The organism is Bordetella bronchiseptica, from assembly GCF_900636925.1.
GTDB lineage: Bacteria > Pseudomonadota > Gammaproteobacteria > Burkholderiales > Burkholderiaceae_B > Bordetella > Bordetella pertussis.
This window is the reverse complement of record NZ_LR134326.1, coordinates 4,054,945-4,077,998: the sequence shown is the minus strand read 5'-3', so window position 1 is coordinate 4,077,998 and position 23,054 is coordinate 4,054,945. Positions and strand designations below refer to the sequence as shown.

24 protein-coding genes are annotated in these 23,054 nt (G+C 70.2%); 13 read left to right on the top strand and 11 right to left on the bottom strand.

Annotation, left to right across the window (positions count from 1 at the left end):
• Position 1: 1 nt before the first annotated feature.
• The 4 genes from EL288_RS19125 to EL288_RS19110 all read right to left on the bottom strand — a co-directional run bounded on the left by EL288_RS19125 (position 2) and on the right by EL288_RS19110 (position 3,855).
• Positions 2 to 1,066: an ABC transporter substrate-binding protein gene (locus tag EL288_RS19125; RefSeq protein WP_003808730.1), complete on the bottom strand. Its 1,065-nt coding sequence runs from the start codon at positions 1,064 to 1,066 to the stop codon at positions 2 to 4.
• A gap of 92 nt (positions 1,067 to 1,158) precedes the next feature.
• Positions 1,159 to 1,911 carry an ABC transporter permease gene (locus tag EL288_RS19120; protein ID WP_080707688.1) on the bottom strand — a complete coding sequence of 251 codons (753 nt, stop codon included), beginning with the start codon at positions 1,909 to 1,911 and terminating at the stop codon, positions 1,159 to 1,161.
• A 46-nt stretch (positions 1,912 to 1,957) separates the two neighbouring features.
• On the bottom strand, positions 1,958 to 2,791 hold the full coding sequence (locus tag EL288_RS19115) for an ABC transporter ATP-binding protein (protein WP_003808734.1): 834 nt from the start codon (positions 2,789 to 2,791) through the stop codon (positions 1,958 to 1,960).
• A gap of 152 nt (positions 2,792 to 2,943) precedes the next feature.
• Positions 2,944 to 3,855, bottom strand: a complete 912-nt coding sequence (locus EL288_RS19110; RefSeq protein ID WP_003808735.1) for a LysR family transcriptional regulator — start codon at positions 3,853 to 3,855, stop codon at positions 2,944 to 2,946.
• A gap of 143 nt (positions 3,856 to 3,998) precedes the next feature.
• Here EL288_RS19110 and EL288_RS19105 point away from each other — a divergent pair, with 143 nt between their 5' ends.
• Entirely contained in the window at positions 3,999 to 4,385 is a 387-nt protein-coding gene (locus EL288_RS19105; RefSeq protein ID WP_003808737.1) for a YkvA family protein, read from the top strand.
• A 7-nt stretch (positions 4,386 to 4,392) separates the two neighbouring features.
• Here the strand turns inward: EL288_RS19105 and EL288_RS19100 are convergent, their stop codons facing one another.
• From EL288_RS19100 to EL288_RS19090, 3 genes are read right to left on the bottom strand one after another with little or no spacing between them, the layout of a single operon-like run.
• Entirely contained in the window at positions 4,393 to 4,923 is a 531-nt protein-coding gene (locus EL288_RS19100; protein ID WP_033451403.1) for a GNAT family N-acetyltransferase, read from the bottom strand.
• A 47-nt stretch (positions 4,924 to 4,970) separates the two neighbouring features.
• Positions 4,971 to 5,108, bottom strand: a complete 138-nt coding sequence (locus EL288_RS19095) for a hypothetical protein (RefSeq protein WP_010926024.1) — start codon at positions 5,106 to 5,108, stop codon at positions 4,971 to 4,973.
• A gap of 19 nt (positions 5,109 to 5,127) precedes the next feature.
• Positions 5,128 to 6,051 carry a LysR family transcriptional regulator gene (locus EL288_RS19090; protein ID WP_010926025.1) on the bottom strand — a complete coding sequence of 308 codons (924 nt, stop codon included), beginning with the start codon at positions 6,049 to 6,051 and terminating at the stop codon, positions 5,128 to 5,130.
• 98 nt (positions 6,052 to 6,149) lie between these two features.
• Here EL288_RS19090 and EL288_RS19085 point away from each other — a divergent pair, with 98 nt between their 5' ends.
• Both EL288_RS19085 and EL288_RS19080 read left to right on the top strand, forming a co-directional pair.
• Positions 6,150 to 7,481 carry an arylsulfatase gene (locus tag EL288_RS19085; protein WP_010926026.1) on the top strand — a complete coding sequence of 444 codons (1,332 nt, stop codon included), beginning with the start codon at positions 6,150 to 6,152 and terminating at the stop codon, positions 7,479 to 7,481.
• Positions 7,482 to 7,521: 40 nt separating this feature from the next.
• On the top strand, positions 7,522 to 8,484 hold the full coding sequence (locus EL288_RS19080) for a tripartite tricarboxylate transporter substrate binding protein (RefSeq protein WP_033459305.1): 963 nt from the start codon (positions 7,522 to 7,524) through the stop codon (positions 8,482 to 8,484).
• Positions 8,485 to 8,599: 115 nt separating this feature from the next.
• On the opposite strand, the gene EL288_RS19075 is transcribed toward EL288_RS19080, so the two are convergent.
• A complete protein-coding gene (locus EL288_RS19075) occupies positions 8,600 to 9,556 on the bottom strand; it encodes a LysR family transcriptional regulator (RefSeq protein ID WP_003808741.1) in 957 nt (318 codons plus the stop codon).
• Positions 9,557 to 9,684: 128 nt separating this feature from the next.
• On the opposite strand from EL288_RS19075, the gene EL288_RS19070 reads away from it, so the two are divergent.
• Positions 9,685 to 10,659, top strand: a complete 975-nt coding sequence (locus EL288_RS19070) for a Bug family tripartite tricarboxylate transporter substrate binding protein (protein ID WP_003808742.1) — start codon at positions 9,685 to 9,687, stop codon at positions 10,657 to 10,659.
• On the top strand, positions 10,656 to 11,432 hold the full coding sequence (locus EL288_RS19065) for an enoyl-CoA hydratase/isomerase family protein (RefSeq protein WP_003808745.1): 777 nt from the start codon (positions 10,656 to 10,658) through the stop codon (positions 11,430 to 11,432). The genes EL288_RS19070 and EL288_RS19065 overlap by 4 nt, the downstream gene beginning before the upstream one ends.
• Positions 11,433 to 11,470: 38 nt before the next feature.
• Here EL288_RS19065 and EL288_RS19060 read toward each other — a convergent pair whose 3' ends face one another.
• Positions 11,471 to 12,442: a Bug family tripartite tricarboxylate transporter substrate binding protein gene (locus tag EL288_RS19060; protein ID WP_003808748.1), complete on the bottom strand. Its 972-nt coding sequence runs from the start codon at positions 12,440 to 12,442 to the stop codon at positions 11,471 to 11,473.
• Between the two features lie 317 nt (positions 12,443 to 12,759).
• Between EL288_RS19060 and EL288_RS19055 the strand changes: the two genes are divergently transcribed.
• From EL288_RS19055 to EL288_RS19040, 4 genes are read left to right on the top strand one after another with little or no spacing between them, the layout of a single operon-like run.
• Positions 12,760 to 13,680: an NAD(P)-dependent oxidoreductase gene (locus tag EL288_RS19055; RefSeq protein ID WP_003808750.1), complete on the top strand. Its 921-nt coding sequence runs from the start codon at positions 12,760 to 12,762 to the stop codon at positions 13,678 to 13,680.
• 2 nt (positions 13,681 to 13,682) lie between these two features.
• Positions 13,683 to 14,537: a hypothetical protein gene (locus tag EL288_RS19050; protein ID WP_232018703.1), complete on the top strand. Its 855-nt coding sequence runs from the start codon at positions 13,683 to 13,685 to the stop codon at positions 14,535 to 14,537.
• Between the two features lie 24 nt (positions 14,538 to 14,561).
• Complete coding sequence (locus EL288_RS19045; protein ID WP_003808754.1) at positions 14,562 to 15,257, top strand: HpcH/HpaI aldolase family protein; 696 nt, start codon at positions 14,562 to 14,564, stop codon at positions 15,255 to 15,257.
• Positions 15,254 to 16,615: a four-carbon acid sugar kinase family protein gene (locus tag EL288_RS19040; RefSeq protein WP_010926028.1), complete on the top strand. Its 1,362-nt coding sequence runs from the start codon at positions 15,254 to 15,256 to the stop codon at positions 16,613 to 16,615. The genes EL288_RS19045 and EL288_RS19040 overlap by 4 nt, the downstream gene beginning before the upstream one ends.
• Positions 16,616 to 16,655: 40 nt before the next feature.
• On the opposite strand, the gene EL288_RS19035 is transcribed toward EL288_RS19040, so the two are convergent.
• Positions 16,656 to 17,927 carry a ribulose-bisphosphate carboxylase large subunit family protein gene (locus tag EL288_RS19035; RefSeq protein WP_003808758.1) on the bottom strand — a complete coding sequence of 424 codons (1,272 nt, stop codon included), beginning with the start codon at positions 17,925 to 17,927 and terminating at the stop codon, positions 16,656 to 16,658.
• Between the two features lie 175 nt (positions 17,928 to 18,102).
• Here EL288_RS19035 and EL288_RS19030 point away from each other — a divergent pair, with 175 nt between their 5' ends.
• Positions 18,103 to 18,984 carry a LysR family transcriptional regulator gene (locus EL288_RS19030; protein WP_003808761.1) on the top strand — a complete coding sequence of 294 codons (882 nt, stop codon included), beginning with the start codon at positions 18,103 to 18,105 and terminating at the stop codon, positions 18,982 to 18,984.
• 10 nt (positions 18,985 to 18,994) lie between these two features.
• Here EL288_RS19030 and EL288_RS19025 read toward each other — a convergent pair whose 3' ends face one another.
• Positions 18,995 to 19,894, bottom strand: a complete 900-nt coding sequence (locus tag EL288_RS19025) for a LysR substrate-binding domain-containing protein (RefSeq protein WP_003808763.1) — start codon at positions 19,892 to 19,894, stop codon at positions 18,995 to 18,997.
• 128 nt (positions 19,895 to 20,022) lie between these two features.
• Between EL288_RS19025 and EL288_RS19020 the strand changes: the two genes are divergently transcribed.
• Genes EL288_RS19020 through EL288_RS19010 form a run of 3 tightly spaced genes read left to right on the top strand, consistent with a single transcriptional unit; the run spans position 20,023 to position 23,050 of the window.
• Positions 20,023 to 20,799 carry an enoyl-CoA hydratase/isomerase family protein gene (locus EL288_RS19020; RefSeq protein WP_003808764.1) on the top strand — a complete coding sequence of 259 codons (777 nt, stop codon included), beginning with the start codon at positions 20,023 to 20,025 and terminating at the stop codon, positions 20,797 to 20,799.
• Between the two features lie 45 nt (positions 20,800 to 20,844).
• Positions 20,845 to 21,810 (top strand): Bug family tripartite tricarboxylate transporter substrate binding protein, encoded by a 966-nt coding sequence (locus EL288_RS19015; protein WP_003808766.1) that lies wholly within the window; start codon positions 20,845 to 20,847, stop codon positions 21,808 to 21,810.
• Positions 21,794 to 23,050 (top strand): CaiB/BaiF CoA transferase family protein, encoded by a 1,257-nt coding sequence (locus EL288_RS19010; protein WP_232018702.1) that lies wholly within the window; start codon positions 21,794 to 21,796, stop codon positions 23,048 to 23,050. Before EL288_RS19015 ends, EL288_RS19010 begins: the two co-directional genes overlap by 17 nt.
• Positions 23,051 to 23,054: the final 4 nt, after the last annotated feature.

Here is a 23,054-nt window from a genome sequence, read left to right as displayed (position 1 = left end):
GTCACGGTTTGGCGGCGGCCAGGCTGGCGGTCGCGCGCGTCACGAAGTCGTTGGTGTAGGTCTGGTGCAGGTCGAAGTCGCCCGCCTTGGCCACGCTGTTGTCGAACTTCTTGAGCACGCGGTAGGCCGTCTCGGCGTCTTCCTGGCGCATCAGGCCATCGGGCGAGTACAGGTGGATGCTTTTCTCGATCACGGCCAGGTACAGCGCCTTGTCGCCCAGGTAGTAGTCGGACGGCATGGCGTCGACGATCTGCTGCGGCGTGGCGGCGGCGATCCATTGCAGGGTGCGCACCATGGCGCTGGCCAGCTTCTGGGCGACTTCCGGCTGCTTTTCCAGCAGGCCGTTGCGCGCGTAGAGCACGGCGGCCGGATAGATGCCGTCGTAGACGGCGCGCGTGCCGGCCTCGGTGCGCGTGTCGGCCACGACCTTGATGTCGCCGTCGCGCTCCATCATGGTGGTGACCGGCTCGACGTTGACCACCACGTCGACCTTCTGCTGCTTGACGGCGGCCACGACCATGGGGCCCACGCCCACCGCGACGATGGACGGCGCGTCCAGGGCGACGCCTTCCTTCTGCAGCAGGTAGTTCAGCATGAAGTGGGTGCTCGAGCCCGGGCCGATGACGCCCACGCGCGCGCCTTTCAGGTCCTGCAGGCCGCGGTACTTGTCGGCGAACCCCTTGGTCACGCCCATCACCAGCCCGGGGTAGCGGCCGGTCTGCACGAAGGCGCGGATATCCTGGTTCTTGGCGTGCATCTGGATGGTGTGGTCGTAGTAGCCCATGACCACGTCGGCGCTTCCGCCCACCAGCGACTGCAAGGCCTTCGAGCCGCTGGCGAAGTCGGTGATCTTGACGTCCAGCCCTTCGTCCTTGAAGTAGCCCAGCCGCTCGGCCAGGGTCAGCGGCAGGTAGTTGACGGACGATTTGCCGCCGACGGCCAGGGTCACGGCGATGGGCTTGGCGGCGCCGGCCGAAGCGGGCAGCAGTGCCGCGCCCAGCAGGGCGGAGCAGGCGAACAGGCCGCGGGCCATCCCGCGGCGCAGTGGTTGGAGCAGGTCGTGCATGATGTGTTTTCCCTTGTTCTGCCCGTCATGGAAGGACGAGACGCGTTGTCGAAGGCCGCCGGGGCGGCCCGCGGTGTTGCGGCAAGCCGGCTTCAGGGCCGGTTTGCGGGTTGCCAGCTGAGCAGGCGCTTTTCGGCGATCGAGACCACGAAATCCAGGATGACCGCGAACAGCGTCAGCACCACGATGCCGGCGAAAACCGTATTGATGTCGAAGACGCCTTCGGCCTGCAGGATCAGGTAGCCCACGCCCGCCGACGAGCCCAGGTACTCGCCGATGACCGCGCCGACGAAAGCCATGCCCACGGCATTGTGCAGGCTGGAGAACAGCCAGCTGGTGGCTGAGGGCAGGTAGACGTGGCGCAGCAGGTCGCGCGGCCGCGCGCCCAGCATGCGGGCGCTGGCCACCACGTTGGGGTTGACGTCGCGCACGCCCTGGTAGACGTTGAAGAACACCACGAAGAACACCAGCGTCACGCCCAGGGCCACCTTGGAGCCGATGCCCAGGCCGAACCATACGGCGAAGATGGGCGCGAACACCACGCGCGGCATCGAGTTGATGGCCTTGATGAACGGGTCGAACACGGCGGCCCAGAACGGGTGCAGGGCCAGCCACAGGCCGACCGCCAGCCCCGTCGCGCTGCCCAGTCCGAACGACAGCAGCGTCTCGGCCAGGGTGACCAGCAGGTGCGGATAGATCTCGCCGCTGGCGAACCAGTCGGTCACCGTGCGCGCGACTTCCACGGGCTGGCCGAAGAAGAACACCGGCAGGACGCCGGTCTCGCTGAGCAGGTGCCAGGCGGCCAGGAAGCCGGCCAGGATGGCGAGCCGGGTGACGGCCACCAACGTGGCGCGCCGGGCGGGGCGCGGCCGGCGGGCGGCCGGCAGGGATTCAGTGCGTGCGGCCAGCATAGGCTTTCAGGACCTCGTTTTTCATGGCGTCCCAGATCTTCCGGTGCAGTTCGGAGAACTCGGGGGTCAGGCGGATTTCGGACACGTCGCGCGGGCGCGGCAGGTCGATGGCGAATTCGGCGATGGGGCGCGTGGCCGGGCCGGCCGACAGCACCACCACGCGGTCGGACAGCGAGATCGCTTCCTCCAGGTCGTGGGTGACGAACAGCACGGTCTTGCGGCTGGACATCCACAGGTCCAGCAACTCGTTTTCCATCAGCAGGCGGGTCTGCACGTCCAGCGCGCTGAACGGCTCGTCCATCAGGATGATGTTGGGATCGAGCACCAGGGTCTGCGCCAGCGCCACGCGCTTGCGCATGCCGCCGGACAGCTCGTGCGGCAGCTTGTGCACATGCGCGGCCAGGCCGACGCGGGACAGCCAGTCGCGGGCGCGCGCCTCGGCCTCGGCCGCCGGCACGCGGTGAAACGCCAGGCCGGCCTTGACGTTGTCCAGCGCGCTGCGCCAGGGCAGCAGGGTGTCGGCCTGGAACAGGTAGCCGGCACGCGTGTTGACGTCGGCCAGCGTTTCGCCGAACACGCGCACGCGTCCGGCCGACGGCTGCATCAGCCCCGCCACCAGGTTGAGCAGCGTGGACTTGCCGCAGCCGGTGGGCCCGACAATGGAAACGAATTCGCCCTGGGCGATCGATAGCGTGGTGGCGGCCAGCGCGGCGTAGTCCTTGGCGGGGGTCGAACCGAAGTAGGTTTTTTCGGCCCCCTGGAACTCGATGGCTGGGGTGGCGTCACCGGGCGTGCCGTTGACGGGCATGGACATGGCGGAATCCCCCTGAGAAATGCTCCGGACGGCTGTTGCCGATCTCGGATGCAAATTCTAGGGAGACCGCCGCGGCCCGGGTAGCGGTCTTGTACGAAGGCTGCTTCGCGGATCGCGCGACCTGGGTTTACCCTGATGAGCGCGCGCGGCCGCTATTCGACGCCGGCGAAGCGCTGTTCCTGCAGGAAGGTAAGCAGCATGCGCGCGGCCACGGGCAGGCGCTCCAGGTCCTTGACGCAGACATACAGCTGGCGCGCCGCCCAGGTTTCGTCCAGGGGCACGGGCGTGACCGCGATGGCGCGGTTGATCTGGTTGAGGTAGTGGCGCGGCACCACCGCCACGCCGAGGTCTTCGTGCACCATCTGGCACAGCGTGTCGAACGCCGAGATGCGCATGCGCGGCTTGATGTCGCGGCCCAGCTCGCGGGCCGCCTGCAGGATGAGGGACTCCAGCGTGCTGCCCTTGCGCGGGCCGACGATTTCGTAGTCCAGCAGCTGCCCCAGCTTGAGCGCCGCGCACGAGGCCAGCGGGTGGTCGTTGGGCACCAGGGCGGTCAGCACATCCATGTGATAGGGGAACATCTGCAGGCCGGCCGTGTTGGCGCCGGCGAACATGATGCCCAGGTCCGCCGTTCCTTCGTGCACGGCGTCGGCCACGATCTGGCTGACGTCTTCCTGCAGGTCCACCCGGATGCCCGGGTAGCGCTGCAGGAACAGCGCCAGCTCGCGCGGCAGGTACTGGCAGGTGGCCGCCATGGTGGTGATGATGCGCACGTAGCCGGAGATGCCGTGTTCGTCGCCATGGGCCATTTCGCTCATCTGCGCCAGGTCGCGCATGACATTGCGCACGTAGGGCATCATCTGCTCGGCCAGGGGCGTGGGTTCGATGCCGCGGTGGTTGCGGATGAACAGCTCCCGGTTGAGCATCTGCTCCATGTCGGTGATGCGCTTGCTCAAGGCCGACGGCGCGATGAACTCGCGTTCGGCCGCCTTGGACAGGCTGCGCTCTTCGTAGACGGCGACGAACAGGCGCAGGGTCACCAGGTCAAAGCGTAGCCTTTGCATTTCTTCGTTCCCATAAGCCATGAACCGGGCGCGCGGCGGCGGCCTGCGCGGCCCGGCATGGTTGGAAAGTATATCCGCCGCTTCGCGCGGCGCCGCCGCGCGCGCCGATACAATATCCGGCCCCCACCCCATTTCTCCGCATCATGCGCATCGGCGAGGCATTGAAGGCCTGGGCCAGGCGGATCAGGCGCGACGGCGTGACGCTGTGGTTCGCGGTCAGGCACCCTGGCACGCCCTGGTACGCGAAAGCGCTGGGCCTGCTGGTGGTGGCCTATGCGCTCAGCCCCATCGATCTGATTCCGGATTTCATCCCCGTGCTGGGATACGTGGACGACGTCCTGCTGCTGCCCGCCCTGATCTGGCTGGCCATACGCATGGTGCCGCCGCAAGTCCTGGCGCAATGCCGCAACCAGGCCGACGAGTGGATGCGGGTGCGGGGCGGCAAGCCGCGCGTGCGCGCCGGCGCCGTGCTGGTGGTGGCGGTCTGGCTGGCGGCCGGCGCGGCGCTGTGGTGGTGGCTGGGCACGTAGGCCGCGCCTACGGAACGAGCGCGTAGACCGACGCCGATACGGCGGCGCCATGCAGCTGCAGGCGATTGCGGGCGATGCCTTCGAATTGCGCGCCAACCTTGCGCGCCACGGCCTCGCTGGCGTGGTTGCCGGCGGCGATGACGATCTCGACGCGCTGCATGCCCAGCGTGCCGAATGCGTAGGGCGCCAGGGCCTGTACCGTGCGCGGCGCCACCCCGCGCCGTTGCGCCGACTGCCTGACCCAGTACCCGAGATTGCAGAAGCGGTTCTGGCGGTTGATCGCGTTCAGGCCCGCGCCGCCCAGCAGCGCGCCGGATCCCTGCGAGAACACGCCGAACTCGTAGCCCGTGCCGGCGTCCAGGCTGTCGCGGCACAGCTGGAACCAGGCGAGCGCGTCCTGCTCCGAAAACGAGGGCGTGCACCAGGGCATCCAGCGCCCGACCGTCCCGGTGGATTCGCGCGCCGCGTCGGCGAACGACCGCGCATCGGCGTCGCGGAACGCCCGGAAAACGAGGCCTTCGAAAACAATTGGTTCCATGGCGCGGATTCTCGTGTGGATGGCGTCCAGGGCGGCGTTTCGTGCAATCAGCGCACCGGGTCGCGGCTGAGCAGCAGCCAGCCGCGGATGCGCGAGGCGCCGTACGCGAAGGCCGCGCCCGTGGCCAGGCCCAGCATTTTCGAGGCGAGGGCCAGGAACAGCAGCAACATTTGCAGGGTGGGCATGGCGGCAGGCGGCGGGGACTCAGGGGCTGGAATTGTAGTGCGGTCCGTCCTGCGCCATGCCGCCCAGCACCGCGGCGCGGAACTCGCTCATCAGCGGCGACCAGGCCGCGCCGTGGCGGGAGATCAGCACGATGCTGCGGCGCATGGAACGCCCCAGCGCCACCGGCAGGACGGCGATGGCCGCGCCCATTTGCAGGGCGCTTTGCGGCAGCAGGGCGAGGACGTCCGAGCGGGCCAGCATGGCCAGGGCGCCGCTGGAGAAGTGCTGCACTTCGAGCGCGGCCGGCGGCGGCTGCAGGCCGGCGTCGGCATAGCGTTGGTCCAGGGCCTGGCGGGCCACCGAGCTGGGATGCGGCAGGATCCAGCGGTGCCCTTCGAGGTCGCGCAGCGACAGCTTGCGCCGCGCTGCCAGCGGATGGCCCTGGCGCGCGGCCACGCACAGCCCGTCCTCGGCGATGAGGTCCTGGCGCAGGGCGGGCTGGATGTCGCCGTAGATGGGGATGACGGCGAGGTCCAGCCTGCCGCTGGCGACCTGCGCGTTGAGGTCGTCGGACAGCCCTTGCGTGAGTTGCACGCGCAGGGCCGGGCGCAGCGGCAGCAGACGCTGCAGGGCGGGCATGACGTAAGCGTCCATGGTCGCGCCGGTGGCGCCCACGCGCAGCAGGCCGGCTTCGCCGACCCGCAACTCCATGGCGTGCCGCACGGCGTCGCGGTATTGCGCCCACAGCTTCTGCGCGTGCTCGCGAAACGCCAGGCCGGCCGAGGTCAGGCGCAGGCCGCGGCCGCCGCGTTCCAGCAGCGCCAGTCCGGTGTCCGCTTCCAGGCGCTGCAGCGACTTGGACAGGGCGGGCTGGGTGACGCCGCAGGCGGTGGCCGCGCGGCCCAGGCTGCCATGCTCGATGACGGCCAGGAAATATTCGATGTCGCGCAGGGAGAGATTCATGAACGTTGGTTATGGATAAACGTGCTTTGTGGAATATTACGCCGGGCGCGGGCTCCTAGAATCCGGGGAAACTACCCAAGCAACGTCAAGGTGGAGCAATGAGCACGAAGCCCAACATCGTTTTGATCGTGGCCGACAACCTCGGATGGGGGGAGCTGGGCTGTTACGGCGGCGGCGCGCTGCGCGGCGCGCCCACGCCCAATATCGACCGGCTGGCCTCGCAGGGGCTGCTGCTGCAGAATTTCAACGTGGAGAGCGACTGCGTGCCGACGCGCTCGGCGCTGATGAGCGGGCGCCACCCGATCCGCACGGGGTGCCTGCAATCGGTGCCGCCGGGCCTGCCGCAGGGGCTGGCGCGCGACGAAATCACGCTGGCGCAGCAGCTGTCGGGCCAGGGCTACGCCACCGCGCACTACGGCAAGTGGCACCTGGGCGACGTGCCGGGCCGCTATCCATCCGACCGCGGCTTCGACGAGTGGTACGGCATTCCGCGCACCACCGACGAAAGCCAGTTCACGGCGTCCATCGGTTTCGACCCCGCGGTCGCCGACCTGCCGTACATCATGCAGGGCCGCGCCGGCGAACCGTCCGAGAACGTGAAACTGTACGACCTGGAGTCGCGCCGCCGCATCGACGAGGAACTGGTCGAGCGCTCGCTGGGCTTCATGCGCGGCAATGCCGCGGCGGGCCGGCCGTTCTTCCTCTACCTGCCGCTGGTGCATCTGCATTTCCCGACCCTGCCGCATCCGGATTTCGCCGGGCGCACGGGCGCCGGTGATTTTGCCGATTCGATGGTGGAGATGGATCATCGCGTCGGCCAGGTGATGGCGGCGGTCGACGAACTGGGGCTGGGCGACGATACCGTTTTCATTTTCTGCAGCGACAACGGGCCGGAGTTCCGCAAGCCGTACCGCGGCACGGCGGGCCCGTGGTCGGGCACCTACCACACCGCCATGGAAGGCAGCCTGCGCGTGCCGTTCATCGTGCGCTGGCCGGGCCGGGTGCAGCCGGGCCGCGTGTCCAACGAGATGGTGCACGTGACCGACCTGTTCACCACGCTCAGCCTGATCGGCGGCGCGACCGTCCCGCAGGACCGTCCCATCGACGGCATCGACCAGACCGCGTTCCTGACCGGGGCCAGCCAGACCTCGCCGCGCGAGGGCTTCCTGTTCTACATCAAGAACGACCTGCGGGCGGTCAAGTGGCGCGACTGGAAGCTGCACTTCTATTGGGAGCCCGAGGTCAACGAGGGCAAGGGCAAGCTGGAGTCGCCCTACCTGTTCAACCTCAAGCAGGATCCCAAGGAAGAAAGCGACATCCTGATTTTCAATACCTGGGTGCTGGGCCCCATCATGAAGATGGTGCAGGCGTTCAATCAATCCTGCGCGGCGCATCCGAACACGCCGCCCGGACGGCCGGACCGGGCCTGAGGCCGGCCCGCCGCACGCAAGAGAACAAAGGGGAACGACGATGAAGTTCACGCTTACCTGCGCGGCCGCCGCGCTGGGCCTGGCCCTGGCCAGCCCGGCCGGCGCGGCCGCCGATTCGCTCGACTGGCCGGCCCGGCAGATCACCTGGCTGGTCGGGTTCGTGCCCGGCGGCACGGCCGATGTGCTCACGCGCATTGCCGCCCAGGAGTTGGCCCGCAATACCGGCCTGAACGTGGTGGTCGAGAACCGGCCCGGCGCCTCGGGCGCGATCGCGCTGCAGCTGCTGGCGCGCAGCAAGGCCGCCGATGGCTATCTGCTGACGGTGCCCGGGCCCATCATCTATCCCACGCCGCAGCCCGAGGTGGGCGCGGCGCTCGCTCCGGTCGTGCTGATGGCGCAGGGCCCCATGGTGGTGGTCGGGCCGGCCAAGGACGCGCGCGCCGACTTGCAGGCGGTGCTGGCCGATGCCAGGAAGCGGCCCGAAGCCTGGAGCTATGGCAGCTCGGGCACCGGCACGTCGCAGCACCTGGCCGGGGAATTGCTCAATCAGTATGCCGGCACGCGCATCGTCCACGTGCCGTACAAGGGCGGCGGCCAGGCGGTGGCGGACGTGAGCGGCGGCCAGATTCCGCTGGCCATCCTGGGATCGTCCACGGTGCTGCCGCAGATCAAGAGCGGCGCGCTCAAGGGATACGCGGTCACCACGACCTATCGCCTGGACAGCCTGCCCGAGGTGCCCACGGTGGCGCAGTCCGGCTTCAAGGACTTCGACGCCAGCCAGTGGTTCTCGGTGGCCGCCAGCAACACCATCGCCGCGCGGCAGCTGGACCAGATGAACGCGGCCCTGCGCGCCGCCATGGACACGCCGCAGTTCAAGACCGCCGTGGCCAACGCCGGCATGGTGGCGGGCGGCGGCTCGCGCGAGGACTTGCTGAAGTTCATCCAGACCGACCGCGCCAAGTGGCGCAAGCTGATCGACAGCGGCGCGGTGAAACTGGACTGAGCAGCGAGTGTTCATGGTGTAGAGCGGTGTGCCTGTCCCAGCGGGGACAGGCACACGCTGGCGCGGATGCCAGTTCCCATCCGGCGACCGGCGCGCCGCGCGCCGGTCGCTGCCTTCAGTTACCGGGCCGGCCGATCCACTTGCCTTCGCGCACCAGGCTTTCCACGGTTTCGACGATGAGCGATTCCATGGCCAGCGCGGCGTTGGATGCCGGCGCGTTCTCCAGGCGGCACAGGAACACCTGCCGCTCGACCTGGGGGTTGACCAGCCGGGCGGCGCAGACCCGGCGCTGCAGCACGTCGGCGCGCACGGCGGGATACGACAGGATGGTGTAGCCCAGTCCTTCCGCGCACAGGGAGATCAGCTGCGGCACGGCGTCCACGTCGGCCAGCACGCGCATGCGGGCCTGGGCCTGGCTGGCGTGGCGTTCGATCAGCTGGCGCAGGCTGTGCCGGTGCGATGGCAGGAACAGCGGCAGCGCCGCGATGTCGCGGAAATCGACTTCCCGCATCCGCCGGTGGTCATCGCGCGAGCCGTTGGCCCCGAACGCGCCGGGCGGGCCGAGCAGCACCAGTTCTTCGTCGATCAGCTTGCGATATCGCAGGCCGCTGTTCCTCTCGCGCAGGAAGGTGATGCCCAGGTCGACATCGCGGTCCCGCAGGTGGCCGGGCACGTGGCCGGTGGAGCTTTCGATGATCTGCAGGTCGAGCCTGGGCCAGCGCCGCAGCGCTTCCTGCACCAGGCGCACCGTCAAGGCCATGCCGGTCGATTGCGACATGCCGATGGACACCGGCCCGGTCGGCTCGCTGGCCGCGTCGCGCACATCGTCGCAGGCGAACTGCGCGCGCGCGAGCAGGTCCTGGCTGTGCGCCAGGAAGCGCTGGCCGGCCGCGGTCAGCACGATGCCCTTGGCCGTGCGTTCCAGCAGGCGCACGCCCAGCTCTTCTTCCATGCGCTTCATGTGCAGGCTCAGCGCGGGCTGGGCCACATGAACCTCGCCGGCCGCCTTGGAAATGGAGCCGCAGGTCGCGACCGCGACGAAATACCTGAGGTTGCGTAGATCGATGGGCATGCGGGCGTCCGCCTTGGCCGAGAGCCATAACGCTTCAATATACCTTTCATCCTGATTATGTATTGGCCTTATGGGACCGGCAGCCCAGATAATCCGCTCCATAACAGAGGGACCAAGGAGACAAAGCAATGCCCACCCGCCGTTCATTCATGCTGGGAGCCGGCGCGCTGCTGGCCGCGCCCGCCCTGGGCTCGCCCGCGTGGCCGTCCAAACCCCTGCGCATCGTCGTGCCCTTTCCCCCGGGCGGGCCGACCGATTTCGTCGTGCGCCAGCTGTCGGTGCCGCTGGCGGCCGCGCTCGGCCAGCCCGTCGTGGTGGAAAACCGGCCCGGCGTCAGCGGCAACCTCGGCGCCCAGGCCGTGGCCGAATCGGAGCCCGACGGCTATACGCTGATCCACAACACCGTCGGGGTGCAGGCCATCAATCCGCTGATGTTTCCCAATGCCCGCGTCGACCCGCGCAAGGATTTCATCGGCATCGCGACGACGGCGACCATGCCCAACGTGGTGGTCGTCAATCCGGCCAGGCTGCCCGTGGCGTCGCTGCGGGAACTGGTGGAGCTGGGCCGCGCGCAGCCCAACCGGCTCAGCGTCGCCACGTTCGGGCCGGGCACCTCGGCCCATATATACGGCGCGCTGCTGCAGAAGATCGGCGGCTTTACCGCGGTCGAAGTGCCGTATCGCGGCAGCCCGCTGGCGCTGACCGACGTGATCGGCGGACAGGTGGACTTCCTGTTCGACAGCATGACCACCAGCATCGGCCACGTGCAGGCCGGCACGCTGCGCGCGCTGGCCGTGACGGCGCCGCAGCGCACCGCGCTGCTGCCCGACGTGCCCACCATGGCCGAGGCGGGCTTCGGCGGCATCGACCTGAAGTTCTGGTTCGCGCTCTATGCGCCGGCGCGCACGCCGGCGCCCATCGTCGAGAAACTGCGGGCCGCGATCTACAAGGTGTTGTCCGAACCGGCCTATGCCGAAGGGCTGCGGGCGCGCGGCGCCGAGCCGCTGCTGGTCGCGCCGTCGGCGCTGGAGCAGTTCCTCGCCACCGACACCCAGCGCTGGTCGGACGCCGCGCGCCAGGTCGGCATCAAGGCCCAGGCATGACGGACGGCGCCATCGCCTATGCGGTCAACGAGGGCATCGCCGAAATCGTCCTGGCGCGTCCGCCGGTCAACGCGCTGGACCTGGCCACCGTGCGCTCGCTCATCGCCGCCCTGGCGCGGGCGCGGCAGGACGCCGAGGTGCGGGCCGTGATCATCGGCAGCGCCACGCCCGGGCGGTTCTGTGCGGGGCTGGACCTCGGCCAGGTGCAGGGACGCTCGACCCTGGAGATGCACGAACTGCTCTCCACCCTGTACGTGGCGCTGCACCAGGCGCAGGCCGGGCTGGGCAAGCCCTCGATCGCCGCCATCGACGGCGCGGCGCGCGGCGCCGGCATGACGATCGCGATCTCCTGCGATGTCCTGGTGTGCGACGCAAGCGCCACGTTCGGCTATCCGGAAATCGACGTCGGGCTGATTCCCGGCATCCACTTCGCGCACCTGCCGCGCATCGTCGGCAAGCACCGCGCGTTCGAGCTGCTGTTCAGCGGACGCGCCTTCGATGCGCCCGAAGCCGCGTCCCTGGGCCTGGTGAGCCGCGTCGTGCCGGCCGGCCAGGCCATGGCGCAGGCCCGTGAGCTGGCGCGCATCTTCGCCGCCAAGCCGCCGACCGTCATGCGCCTGGCCCGCGCGGCCTTCGTGCGGACCGTGGACATGGGTTACGAGCGCAGCGTCGCCGAGGTGGTCGAAACCTTCTGCACCGTCGCGGGCACGGACGAGGCGCGCGAAGGCGTGGCGGCGTTCGCCGCCAGGCGCGCGCCCGGCTGGGCGAAATAGGCCGGCGCGCAGGCGGCGCCGGCCGTGGCGAGCCGGCCTTACTCGGCCGAGATGCCGGCTTCGCGGATCACGGTCGACCAGCGTTCCTGGTCCTGTGCGATACGCTGCGCGGCCTGTTCGGGCGTCGAGGGGTTGACGCTGGCGCCGCGTTCGGCCATCAGCTTGCGGGTCCCGGGTTCGTCGATCGCCTGGCTGAGCGCCAGCGAGAGTTTGCGCACCACATCGTCGGGCGTGCCGGCAGGCGCCATGATGGCGCCCCAGGACACGGCGGCGAAATCCTTGGCGCCGCCTTCGGCCAGGGTGGGCACGTCGGGGAACTCGGGGTCGCGCTGCGCGCCCGATACGCCCAGCGCGCGCAGCTTGCCGGCCTTGACCTGGGTGGCCGCCGACGGGATCGAGTCCAGCATGGCGTCCAGGCGGCCGCCCAGCAGGTCGGTCAGCGCCGGGCCGCCGCCCTTGTACGGGGCGTGCAGCAGCTTGATGCCGGCGCTGTGCTGGAAGTACTCCATGAACAGGTGGCTGCCGCCGCCCACGCCGGACGAGCCGTAGACCAGCTTGCCGGGGCTGGCCTTGGCCAGCGCGATGAATTCCTCGGTGGTCCTGGCCGGCAGGTCGGGCCGCACCACCAGCATGTGCGCCGTTTCGTAGGTCAGCCCCACCGGCGTGAAATCCTTCTGCACGTCGAAGTTGATCGACTTGTACAGATATGGGTTGGCGGCCAGCACGCCCTGGGTGCCGTACAGCAGCGTGTAGCCGTCGGCCTTGGCGCGCGCCACCACCGATGCGCCGATGTTGCCGCCGGCGCCGCCGCGGTTCTCGACCACGATATTGGCGCCGATCTTCTTTTCCAGCGCCTGGGCGACGATGCGCGCCGTGATGTCGGTCACGCCGCCGGGCGGGAAGGGCACCACCAGGGTGATGGGCTGGCTGGGAAATGCCTGCGCGGCGGCCAGGGCCGGCGCCAGCGCGCTGGCGGCAAGCAGCGCGACGAATGATCTTCTGGTTGTCATGATGTCTCCTGTACTGGGGCGCGGGGGCGTGCACGGCCCCCCCGGCTATGGAAGCAGGGGCTCATGCTGACAGCATGGGTGCCTCGCGGGCAAAGGATATTTTTGCGCGGCGCTGTTCCCCGGGCTCACAGGGGCGCGGCGCCGGCGTGCGCGCGGGGCCGCCGCGCCGCGCGAGCTGGAGAAAAATTCACAGCCTCGTTCTAAAAACTCGTTTGCGGCGACCATGCCGGGCTGGCTATGCTGCCACACTGGGCATCGTGCCGCGCCGACGCGCCGCGCACGCAGCCCTCATCGCCAGCAACAACGGAGACAAGACTATGAGCGACGCTGCGCCGATGCGCATCGGCTTTATCGGACTGGGCGCGATGGGCGGGCCGATCTGCGGCCACTTGGCCGCCGCCGGGCACGATGTGGCGGCCTATGACATCCAGCCCGCCGCGGTGCAGGCGGCCGCCGCGCGCGGCGCGCGGCCGGCGGCCAGCGTGCGCGAGGCGGCCGACGGCGCGGCGCTGCTGGTGGTCATGGTGCACAACGCCGGGCAGGCCGATGCCGTGCTGTTCGGCGAGGGCGGCGCGGCCGCGGCCTTGCCGGCCGGCGCCACGGTATGGCTGGCCAGTACGGTGGCGCCGGCCTATGCGCGCGGGCTGCAGGCCCGCTTGCGCGAGCACGGTGCGGGGCTGGTGGACGGGCCGGTCAGCGGCGGCGCCACCGGCGCGCAAGCCGGCGCCCTGACGATCATCGCCTCGGGCCAGGCGCAGGCCCTGGCGGCCGCCGAGCCGGCCATGCGCGCCTGCTCCAGCATCATCCATCGCGTGGGCGAGGAGGCGGGCGCGGCATCGACGGTCAAGCTGGTCAACCAGTTGCTGACCGCCTCGCATATCGCGCTGACCGCCGAGGCGCTGGCGCTGGGCGCGCGCGCCGGCGTCGATCCCGATGTGCTGGTGAAAGTGATTTCGCAAAGCGCCGGCACTTCGCGCCAGTTCGAAAAGCGCGCGCCGCGCATGGCTGCGGGCGATCACGCGCCGCAGTCCACCGTCGACATCTTCCTGAAAGACCTCGAGATCGCCCTGGATGCCGCGCGGGCGCTGCGCTTTCCGGTGCCCATCGCCGCGTCGGCGCACCAGGTGTTCAGCATGGCGGCCGGCGCCGGCGACGGTCCGAACAGCGACACCACGGTGTTGCGCGTATACGAACGCAATGGCGGGGTCGACGTGGCGGCCGCGCGCAAGGAGGCATGATCATGGCGCAGTTCCCGCATCGGGCGGATGAAGGCGCGTCGCGCGGCGAGGTGCTGCTGGCGCCCACCACCACCAAGCTGCCGGACGCCGCGCCGGGCGCGGTCATCGTGTCGGGCTCGCATGGCGGCCGCTATCCGGGCTACACGGTGGCCGGCGCCGGCGTGCGCGCGGTCATACTCAACGACGCCGGCGTCGGCAAGGACGGCGCGGGCACGGGTTCGCTGCCCTACCTGGAGGCGCTGGGCATCGCGGCCGCGACGGTGTCGCATGCATCGTGCCGCATCGGCGACGCCGAGGACATGATGGCGCGCGGCACGATCAGCCATGCCAACGCGGCGGCCGCCGCCCGCGGCGTCGTCGCGGGCCAGCCGTGCGCGCAGGCGGCCGAGCTGCTGCGCAACGCGCCGTGGCGCCGCGTCGATCCGCCCCGCCTGGGCGAGGCCCGCTCGGAGGATGTGCCGGCCGGCGCGGTGCGCCGCATCGTGCTGCTGGACTCGGCCGCGCTGGTGCAGCCCGGCGACGCCGGCCAGATCGTGGTGACCGGATCGCATGGCGGCCTGGTCGGCGGCGTGCCGGCCATGGCCCTGCGCACCGACGCCTACGCCGCCGTGTTCAACGACGCGGGCGGCGGCGCCGACGACGCCGGCCTGACGCGTCTGCCGGCGCTCGACGAACGCGGCATCGCCGCCTTCGTCGTGGCCGCTGGCAGCGCCCGCATCGGCGAGGCCGTGTCGTCGTACCGCGACGGCGTGATTTCGCGCGCCAACCGGACCGCGCAGCGGCTGGGCGCCATGCCCGGCGCGCCGGCCCTGCAGGTGCTGCAGGCCTGGGCGATGGGCAACCCCTATCGGATCTGAACTTTCTTTCTAGCAGGTTGAACGATGTCAGCAGCAACATTCAAGGCCAAGCTGGCCGCCCGCCAGACCGCGTCGCTGGTCAACCCGGACCATCCCAGCAGCAGCCTGGTCAGTTTCATGTGCACGCTGGGCGTGGACGCCTTCATGCTCGATTGCGAGCAGGGCAGCCCCAGCTTCGAGAACATCGAGGACATGACGCGCGCGGCCCGGCTGGGCGGCGCGGCATCCCTGGTGCGCATTCCTTCGCCCGAACCCTGGACCATCGAGCGCTACATGATGCGCGGCGTGGACGGGCTGGTGGTGCCGCGCCTGGACGACGCCGCCACCGCCGCGCGCGTGGTCGACGATATCCGCTATTGCGCGCCGCGCGATTTCGACCGGAAGACGGTGATCGTGCAGATCGAGTCGGCGCAGGCGGTGGCCGGCCTGGACGATTTCCTGGCGGTCGATCATATCGACTGCTATTTCATCGGCGTGGTGGATCTGTCCAAGAGCATGGGCTTTCGCGGCGACTACGGCGGCCCCGAAGTCATGGCGGCGCTGGACGAGACGGTGGCGCGCATCCTGCGCGCCGGCAAGTGCGCCGGCATCATGGTCAAGGAGCACGACCTGGCGGCCTGGTCCGGCAAGGGCGTATCGATGCTGTACACCCACCTGAACGATTTCGCGGCGATGGGCGCGCGCAGCTGGCGCGCCCTGGCCAAGGTGGACGGCGTATGAGTCCGGGCGGCCCGGTCTGCTTCTACGGCGACGATTTCACCGGCGCCACGGCGCACCTGGCGGGCTTTCACGAAGCCGGCCTGAATGCGCTGATGTTCTTGCGCACGCCCACCCTGGCGCAGGCGCAGCGCCACCTGGCCGACGAGGATGTGCTGGGCGTGGCGGGCATCAGCCGTTCGTTGGCGCCCGCCGCGATGGACCAGGAGATCGGTCCGGCCTTCGCGCTGTTTCGCGCGCTGGGCGCGCGCCAGGCGCACTACAAGATCTGCTCGACCTTCGATTCGTCGCCGCGGCTGGGCAGCATCGGCCGCGCCATCGAGATCGGGCGCGCATGCTTCGGCGCGGCGCCGGTGCCGGTGGTGCCCGCCTGCCCGTCCTTCGGCCGCTACGTGGTGTTCGGCAACCTGTACGCGCAAGCGGGCGATGCCGTGCACAGGCTGGATCGCCATCCCGCCATGTCGCGCCATCCCGCCACGCCCATGAACGAGGCCGACCTGCGCCGCCACCTGGCCGGGCAGACCACGCTGGCCAGCGCGCTGGTGGACTGGCGCGCGGTGCGCGCCGGCGGCCCGGCCCTGGCCGAGGCCTGGCGCGAGGCCGCGGCGGGCGACCCCGGCGCGGTCGTGTTCGATACGCTCGAAGATGCAGACCTGGACCGCATCGCCGCCATGCTGTGGGAGGCCAGCGCGGCGCGGCCGCTGTTCTGCGTGGCGGCCCAGGGGCTGGCCGAAGGCCTGGGGCGCCATATGGCGCAGGTCACGCTGGCGCGGCGCCGGGTCCAGGCCGGCATCGCCGACGCCGGGCCCATGCTGGTCCTGTCGGGCAGCGCCGCGCCGCAGAACGCCGTGCAGATCGAGCGCGCGCTGGCGGCGGGCTGGGAAGGCATCCGCGTCGATATGGCGCGCGCCCTGTCCGAAACGGACCGTCCCGGACTGGCCCGCGAGGTGGGCGAGGCGATGCTGGCCGCGCTGCGCGGCGGGCGCAGCGTGGTGGCCTATACGGCCCGCGGGCCGGACGATCCGGCCATCGGGCAGGTGCGCGGCCTGGGCCTGTCCGAGGACGTCTCGGTGGCGGCCGTGACCGGCCTGCTGTTCGCGCAGTGGGCGCGCCTGGCCGTGCAGGGCGCCGGGCTGGGCCGGCTGGTGCTGGCCGGCGGCGATACTTCCAGCCTGGCCATGCGCGGCCTGGATGCCTATGCGTTGCGTATCGCGGCGATCGCGCGCCAGGGCGGCCGGCTGTGCCGGCTGGTCTCGGACCAGGACTGGCTCGATGGCGTGGAGGTGATGCTCAAGGGCGGGCAGGTGGGCGGGCCGGACGCGTTCGTCGACGCCGCGCGCGCCGAGGCCTGGCGCGTATAGCGCGCCAGGCGCGCGCAGGCCTGGCGCCGGCCGCGCGCTTTCAGGCCTTGCGCACGGGTTTGCCGCGCGCCAGCGCCGCGGCCAGTTCGGGGCGCGACTGCGCATAGGCGCGCAGTTCCTGGCCGGCGATGGCGGCCTCCCAGGCCTGGCGCAGGCTGGCGCAGCCGGCGGCCAGGCCGTCGGGGTGGCCGAAAATGCCGCCGCCCGAGGCGAAGATCAGGTCGGCCGTGCCTATGCCCTGGTAGGTGGGCGCCACGTCGAAGATGGTGGAGCCGCCCGAGAACACGGGCAGGGCGCGGTCGTCCGCGGCGCCGGCCTGCGTATCCAGCGGCGTCAGGCACTCGTGGGCCGCTTGCAGCACGCTGTCGGCGTGCTCCCAGAACTTGCCGCCCAGGCCGCTGACATGCAGGTGGTCGACGCCGGCCAGCCGGTGCAGCATCTGGTAGGGCTGGAATTCCATGCCCAGCGCCGGGCAGCGCGTCATCATGGCCCAGCCGGCGCGATGGCCGTGGATAGGCAGCTGGCTGTGGCGGCGCAGCGCCAGCAGGGCCGACAGGCCGACGCTGTTGAGGTTCACCATGATGCAGGTGCCGCCGGCCTGCACGACGGCGTCATGATGGCGCCGCATTTCGTCCAGGCCGTCGGTGATGTTGACGGCGTACATGGTCCGCCGGCCGGTGCGCTGGGCCGCCTCGTCCAGCGCGCGCAGCACCAGGGTGGCGCGCCGGGCCACGGGCGAATAGGGCGGGTTGGCCAGCAGTTCGTCGTCCTTGATGAAATCGACGCCGCCTTCGGCGAGCTGGCGCGCCATGGCCGCGGTCTGTTCCGGCGCCAGGCCGATGTTGGGCTTGACGATGCTGCCGATCAGCGGACGGCCTTGCACGCCGGTCAGGCGGCGCGTGCCGGCGATGCCGAAGGCCGGCCGCGGCTGCGCCGCGATGAAGGACTGCGGCATGGCGACGCGTTCGAGGCGGATGCCGCTCAGGCGCCGCATGCCGGTCTGGTTGCCCAGCAGCGTGGTGAGCAGCATGGGCAGCGAGTCGCCGATATTGTGCAGCGGCCACGACAGCGTCAGGCGCGCGCGGTGCACGCGCTGGCCCGGCGTATGGGCAACCGGCAGGCTGGGCGCCTCGGCCGGCGGCAGCGCCTCGATGTGTTCGACGCGGGCGCCGAAGTCGCGGATCAAGGCGTCGGTTTCGCCCGGCATGCGGCTGGACGTGGCGGTGGATTGTTCGCCGGCCAGTTCCTGGGCGACGCTTGCGACGTCATGCGGCGTCTCGATCAGGTAGGTCGCCTCGAAGCGATCGGACATCTTGGATGTTTCCTTTTTGCGGACAGGGCGGCGCCGCGAGCGCGGGCGCGATGCCGACCATTGTCCCGGCGCGGCGCGGGCGCCGACAAACGAGATTTGCGCGGCGACATGTGCGCTAAACTCACAGCTCTCTCGTGTGCGCGCCCGAGACAGGCGCGCGGCCGGCCCTTCTGTCATGTCACGTATTCCATCCTTTACCACCTTGCGGGCTTTCGAAGCGGTGGCCCGCCTGGGCAACATGACGCGCGCCGCCGAGGAACTGTCGGTCACGCACAGCGCCATCAGCAAGCAGGTGCAGGCGCTCGAGGAAGAGTTCGGCATCCAGCTGCTGCGCCGCATGCCGCGCGCCATCGAACCCACGCCCGAAGGCGCGCGGCTGGCCGCCACCCTGGGCACGGCCTTCGGCCTGATCGAGGCCGGCATCAACCAGTTGCGGCCGGGCCCGCTGTCGCTGTCTTGCTCGGCCAGCATCATGATGCGCTGGCTGATCCCGCGCCTGGCGAACTTCAAGAAAATGCGGCCGGACATCGACCTGCGCGTCTCGGCCGACCACGGGCCGGTGGACCTGCTGCGCGAAGGCATCGACGTGGCGATCCGCAACAACGTCGTGCCCACGCCGCAGGACGTGGTGATCAAACCGTTGATGCGCGAATGGGTGGGGCCGGTCTGTTCCCCGGAATACGCCAGCTCGGTTCCCTTGCGGGCGTTGGCGGACCTGGGCGCGGCCCGGCTGCTGACGACGTCCTCGCGTCCGGACGCCTGGTCCGATTGGGCGGCGCTGTCGGGCTGGGCCGGCGAGCCGCTGGCCGAGCACGAGTCGTTCGAACATTTCTACCTGGTGCTGCACGCCGCCGCCTGCGGACTGGGCGTGGCCATGGCGCCGCGCTTCCTGGTGGCCGACGACCTGGCCTCGGGGCGCCTGGTGGCGCCGTTCGGCTTTCTGGAGGGGCGGCGCACCGTGGTGCTGTGGATCACCCCGCAATTGCGCACGCGCGAGGATATCCGCGCGCTGTCCGATTGGCTGCAGGCCGAGGCCTTGCAGGCGGACGCGGATTGAATCGCCGCGCCTAGGCGCCGATTTCCTGCCTGACCACGCGGTGCCAGGCCTGGACGATGGCGCTGTCGCCATCCCCCTTGAGCCAGGCGCCGTGCACGATGGATTCGACCGTGCTGTCCTCGATGGCGGAAAAGCGTACGCCGGGCAGGTCCGCGCGCGATAGCGCGCGCGGCACCAGGGTGATGCCCATGCCCTTGGAGACGCACGCCACGACGGTCAGCCAGTGCCGGACCTGGTGTTTGATGTCGGGATGAAAGCCCGCGGCCAGGCAGCGGGCGACGACCTGGTCGTAGTAGGACGGCGAAAACGTGCGGGAGAACAGCACGAACGGCTCGGCGCGGAAGTCGGCCAGTTTCTGCCGGCGCCGGTGGCGCGCCGGGTGGCGCTGCGGCAGGCACAGCAGGAAGGGCTCGCGCAGCAGCTCGCCGGCGGCGATTTCGGCCGGCAGCCGGGTGCTGTGCACGAACCCGTAATGGATGTGCCGGCGCAGCAGCGCGGGGATCTGGTCCGAGGTGCTGAGCTCCAGCAATTGCAGGTCCACGGTGGGATACGTGGCGCGGAACCGGTCTACCGCGCGGTCCAGGCCCCGATAGAGCATCGATGCGAAAAACCCCACGCACAGCACGCCGTCCAGGCCGCCATGCACGCGCGCCGCGACGTCGGCGGCCTGGCGCACCTGCGACAGGGCCTTGCAGGCTTCGCTGTAGAACGCCGTGCCGGCCGGCGTCAGCCGGACGTCGCGCGAGGACCGCTCGACCAGCGCGAAGCCCAGCTGCTCTTCCAGCTGGCGGATGGAGACGCTGAACGGCGGCTGCGAAATATTGCAAAGCCTGGCCGCGCGCCCGAAATGCAACTCCTCGGCGAGCGCGGCGAAGTGCTTGAGATGGCGCAGTTCTATTCCGGTAGTCATTCGCGTGGCGTATCGATCGTTCCGGGAAAGATATTGGACGCAGGGCGGGTCCGTGGCCGACATTATGTCCCGATTCCCGCCGCGCCGGTCCATTCCGGGACCGGCCGCCGCGGCAAGAGGAGAACGGGATGGCGCAGTTCGTGCAGTACGAGGTCGTGGAAGGGGTGGCGGAAATCACCATGAACCGCGGCCCGGTCAATGCGATCGACATGCAGCTGGCGCGCGAGGTGGTCGACGCCTACCAGCGCGCGCGGCACGACGACGCGGCGGGGGCGGTCATCCTGAAGAGCGCGCTGCCCACGGTGTTTTCCGCCGGCGTGGATCTCAAGGTGGCGCTCGAATTCGACGGCCAGGCGCTGCGCCGGCTGATCGAGGTCTTCTACTACGAGATGCACGAGGCGCTGTACCGCATGGGCAAGCCGGTCATCGCGGCGGTCAACGGGCACGCGCGCGCCGCCGGCGTGACCTGGGCGGTGTCCTGCGACATGGTGGTCGCCGCCGAGGAGGCCGGGATGGGCTATCCGGAAATCGACGTGGGGCTGCTGCCGGCCATGCACCTGGTGCACCTGCCTCGCCAGGCCGGGCGCCATCGGGCGGCGCAGCTGCTGTTCACCGGCGATATCGTCAGCGCGCGCGAGATGATGGCGCTGGGCGTGGTCAACGAGGTGGTGCCGCGCGACCAGGTGCTCGAGCGCGCCCGCACGCTGGCCAGGCGGCTGGCGCGCAAGTCGCCGCTGGCGATGCGGCTGCTGCGCGACGCCTTCATGCGCGCCAACGACCTGGATTACCGGCGCGCCATGGAGAGCGTGGTCGAGACCATGTGCCTGTTGAAGGAGTCGGAGGATTCACGCGAGGCGCTGAGCGCGTTCGTGGAAAAGCGCGAGCCGGTATTCCGGGGGCGCTAGTGGGCCGTTGGCGGGTCGATGCAATAACAGAACAAGGAGACAACCATGGTTGGAAAAACAGGGCTGGGTATCGCGGCGATACTGATGGCCGTATCGTTGGGCGCCGCCCGGGCCGACGGCGCCTATCCCAGCCGTCCGGTCAAGATCGTGGTGCCGTTTCCGGCCGGCACGGCGACCGACACCGTCACGCGCATCCTCGCCGGCGGGCTGGCGCAGTCGCTGGGGCAGCCGGTCGTCGTGGAAAACCGCGCCGGCGCCGACGGCGCGATCGGGGCGGTGGAGGTGGCGCGGGCCGAGCCCGATGGCTATACGCTGCTGATGTCCACCAACGGCTTTTGCGCCGTGCCGTCGTTGCGCAAGAACCCGCCCTACCATCCCATCGACGATTTCTCGCGCATTTCCATGGTGGGCCGCTACTCGTTCTTCCTGTACGTGAACGAGACGGTGCCGGCGCGCTCGCTGGCCGAATTGCTGGACTACGGCCGCGCCCATCCCGGCAAGCTGAACTATGCCACCGGCAACCCGACCGGCATCGTGGCGACGGGCCAGATGCTTTCGCTGGCCAAGGTGGACATGATGCAGGTGCCCTACAAGGGCGAGCCGGCCGGCGTGGCCGACCTGGTCGCCAACCGGGTGCAGGTGATGTTCGCCACGCCCACCACGGCGGGCCAGTATGTCGCCCAGGGAAAGCTGCACATGCTGGCCACCACCTTGCCGGCGCGCAGCCCGGCCTTCCCGGATGTGCCCACCATGGCGCAGGCCGGCGTGCCGAAGTTCTCGGTGTCGTCATGGGCGGCCTTGCAGGGGCCGGCGCGCATGCCGGCGCAGCGGGTCGAGCGCCTGTCGCAGGCGGTGGCGCAGGTGCTGGCCCGGGCCGACATCCAGGAGCAGCTGGCGCGGCAGAACTTCCTGCCGGCCAGCTCCACGCCCGCGGAACTGCAGGCCTTCGTCGAGGAACAGCTGGTTGTCTATGGGGAAACCCTGAGGGAGGCCAATGTCCAGCCCGAATGACGCGGCGCCCGGCGGCGCGCTCGACGGGATCGTGGTGCTGGACCTGACGCGCATCCTGGCCGGCCCCTGGTGCACCCAGATCCTGGCCGATTTCGGCGCGCGGGTCATCAAGGTCGAACGGCCCGGCGTGGGCGACGATACGCGCAGCTGGGGACCGCCGTGGATGCCCGGCGCCGACGGGGAGCAGGCGCGCCATTCCACCTACTTCGCGGCCGCCAACCGCAACAAGCAATCGGTGTCGGTGGACATAGCCACGGCCGAGGGCCAGGAGATCGTGCGCGCGCTGGCGATGCGCGCCGATGTGCTGATCGAGAATTTCAAGGTTGGCGACCTGGCCCGCCACGGCCTGGACTACGCCTCGCTGTCGGCCGTGAACCCGCGCCTGGTCTATTGCTCGATCACCGGCTACGGGCAGACCGGTCCGTATGCCGACCGTCCCGGATACGACCTGATTTTCCAGGGCGAGGGCGGCCTGATGAGCGTGACCGGCGAGCGTGACGACCGGCCTGGCGGCGGGCCGCAGAAGGTCGGCGTGGCCATCGCCGACATCGTGACCGGCATGTACGCGTCCAGCGCCGTGCTGGCCGCGCTGCAGCGGCGGGCCGCCACCGGCGCGGGCCAATACATCGATATCGCGCTGCTCGACTGCATGGCGGCGTTCGGCGCCAACCTGGCCTTCAACCACGTGGCGACCGGCGCTGTGCCGCCGCGCTACGGCAACGCGCATCCCACCCTGGTGCCGTACGAAGTGCTGGCCGCCAGCGACGGCCACGTCATCGTGGCCGCGGGCAACGACGCGCAATGGCGGCGCTTCTGCGCCGCGCTGGGCCGGCCCGACCTGGCGGCCGATGCGCGCTATGCCACCGGCAGCGGCCGCATCGTGCACCGCGACGCGTTGATGCCGGAGATCGCGCGCACCTTCGCGACCGAACCGGCGGCGCACTGGCTGGCGCGGCTTACCGAGCACGGCATACCGAACGGCCGCATCAACGATTACAAGCAGGTGTTCGAGCATCCCCAGCTGCTGCATCGCGGCATGCGGGTCGAAATGCCGGATGGCGCGGGCAATCCGGTCGCGGGCGTGGCCAACCCGGTCAAGTTCTCCGCCTCGGCGGTGGCTTACCGGCACGTCGCGCCGGCCCTGGGCCAGCACACCCGCGAAGTCCTGTGCGGCCTGCTGCGCATGGACGAGGCCCGCGTGCAGGCGCTGGCCGCGCGCGGCGTGCTCGGCGCGCGCTAAGGCC

Excerpts from the sequence above, each read along its gene's own strand:
- EL288_RS19090 (WP_010926025.1), bottom strand. The coding sequence starts at position 6,051 with ATGAATCTCTCCCTGCGCGACATCGAATATTTCCTGGCCGTCATCGAG.
- EL288_RS19050 (WP_232018703.1), top strand. The coding sequence starts at position 13,683 with ATGGCGCAGTTCCCGCATCGGGCGGATGAAGGCGCGTCGCGCGGCGAG.
- EL288_RS19100 (WP_033451403.1), bottom strand. The coding sequence starts at position 4,923 with ATGGAACCAATTGTTTTCGAAGGCCTCGTTTTCCGGGCGTTCCGCGAC.
- EL288_RS19010 (WP_232018702.1), top strand. The coding sequence starts at position 21,794 with ATGTCCAGCCCGAATGACGCGGCGCCCGGCGGCGCGCTCGACGGGATC.
- EL288_RS19070 (WP_003808742.1), top strand. The coding sequence starts at position 9,685 with ATGCCCACCCGCCGTTCATTCATGCTGGGAGCCGGCGCGCTGCTGGCC.
- EL288_RS19060 (WP_003808748.1), bottom strand. The coding sequence starts at position 12,442 with ATGACAACCAGAAGATCATTCGTCGCGCTGCTTGCCGCCAGCGCGCTG.
- EL288_RS19105 (WP_003808737.1), top strand. The coding sequence starts at position 3,999 with ATGCGCATCGGCGAGGCATTGAAGGCCTGGGCCAGGCGGATCAGGCGC.
- EL288_RS19030 (WP_003808761.1), top strand. The coding sequence starts at position 18,103 with ATGTCACGTATTCCATCCTTTACCACCTTGCGGGCTTTCGAAGCGGTG.
- EL288_RS19045 (WP_003808754.1), top strand. The coding sequence starts at position 14,562 with ATGTCAGCAGCAACATTCAAGGCCAAGCTGGCCGCCCGCCAGACCGCG.
- EL288_RS19095 (WP_010926024.1), bottom strand. The coding sequence starts at position 5,108 with ATGCCCACCCTGCAAATGTTGCTGCTGTTCCTGGCCCTCGCCTCGAAA.
- EL288_RS19115 (WP_003808734.1), bottom strand. The coding sequence starts at position 2,791 with ATGTCCATGCCCGTCAACGGCACGCCCGGTGACGCCACCCCAGCCATC.
- EL288_RS19065 (WP_003808745.1), top strand. The coding sequence starts at position 10,656 with ATGACGGACGGCGCCATCGCCTATGCGGTCAACGAGGGCATCGCCGAA.
- EL288_RS19040 (WP_010926028.1), top strand. The coding sequence starts at position 15,254 with ATGAGTCCGGGCGGCCCGGTCTGCTTCTACGGCGACGATTTCACCGGC.
- EL288_RS19110 (WP_003808735.1), bottom strand. The coding sequence starts at position 3,855 with ATGCAAAGGCTACGCTTTGACCTGGTGACCCTGCGCCTGTTCGTCGCC.
- EL288_RS19015 (WP_003808766.1), top strand. The coding sequence starts at position 20,845 with ATGGTTGGAAAAACAGGGCTGGGTATCGCGGCGATACTGATGGCCGTA.
- EL288_RS19035 (WP_003808758.1), bottom strand. The coding sequence starts at position 17,927 with ATGTCCGATCGCTTCGAGGCGACCTACCTGATCGAGACGCCGCATGAC.
- EL288_RS19020 (WP_003808764.1), top strand. The coding sequence starts at position 20,023 with ATGGCGCAGTTCGTGCAGTACGAGGTCGTGGAAGGGGTGGCGGAAATC.
- EL288_RS19080 (WP_033459305.1), top strand. The coding sequence starts at position 7,522 with ATGAAGTTCACGCTTACCTGCGCGGCCGCCGCGCTGGGCCTGGCCCTG.
- EL288_RS19025 (WP_003808763.1), bottom strand. The coding sequence starts at position 19,894 with ATGACTACCGGAATAGAACTGCGCCATCTCAAGCACTTCGCCGCGCTC.
- EL288_RS19055 (WP_003808750.1), top strand. The coding sequence starts at position 12,760 with ATGAGCGACGCTGCGCCGATGCGCATCGGCTTTATCGGACTGGGCGCG.
- EL288_RS19085 (WP_010926026.1), top strand. The coding sequence starts at position 6,150 with ATGAGCACGAAGCCCAACATCGTTTTGATCGTGGCCGACAACCTCGGA.
- EL288_RS19125 (WP_003808730.1), bottom strand. The coding sequence starts at position 1,066 with ATGCACGACCTGCTCCAACCACTGCGCCGCGGGATGGCCCGCGGCCTG.
- EL288_RS19075 (WP_003808741.1), bottom strand. The coding sequence starts at position 9,556 with ATGCCCATCGATCTACGCAACCTCAGGTATTTCGTCGCGGTCGCGACC.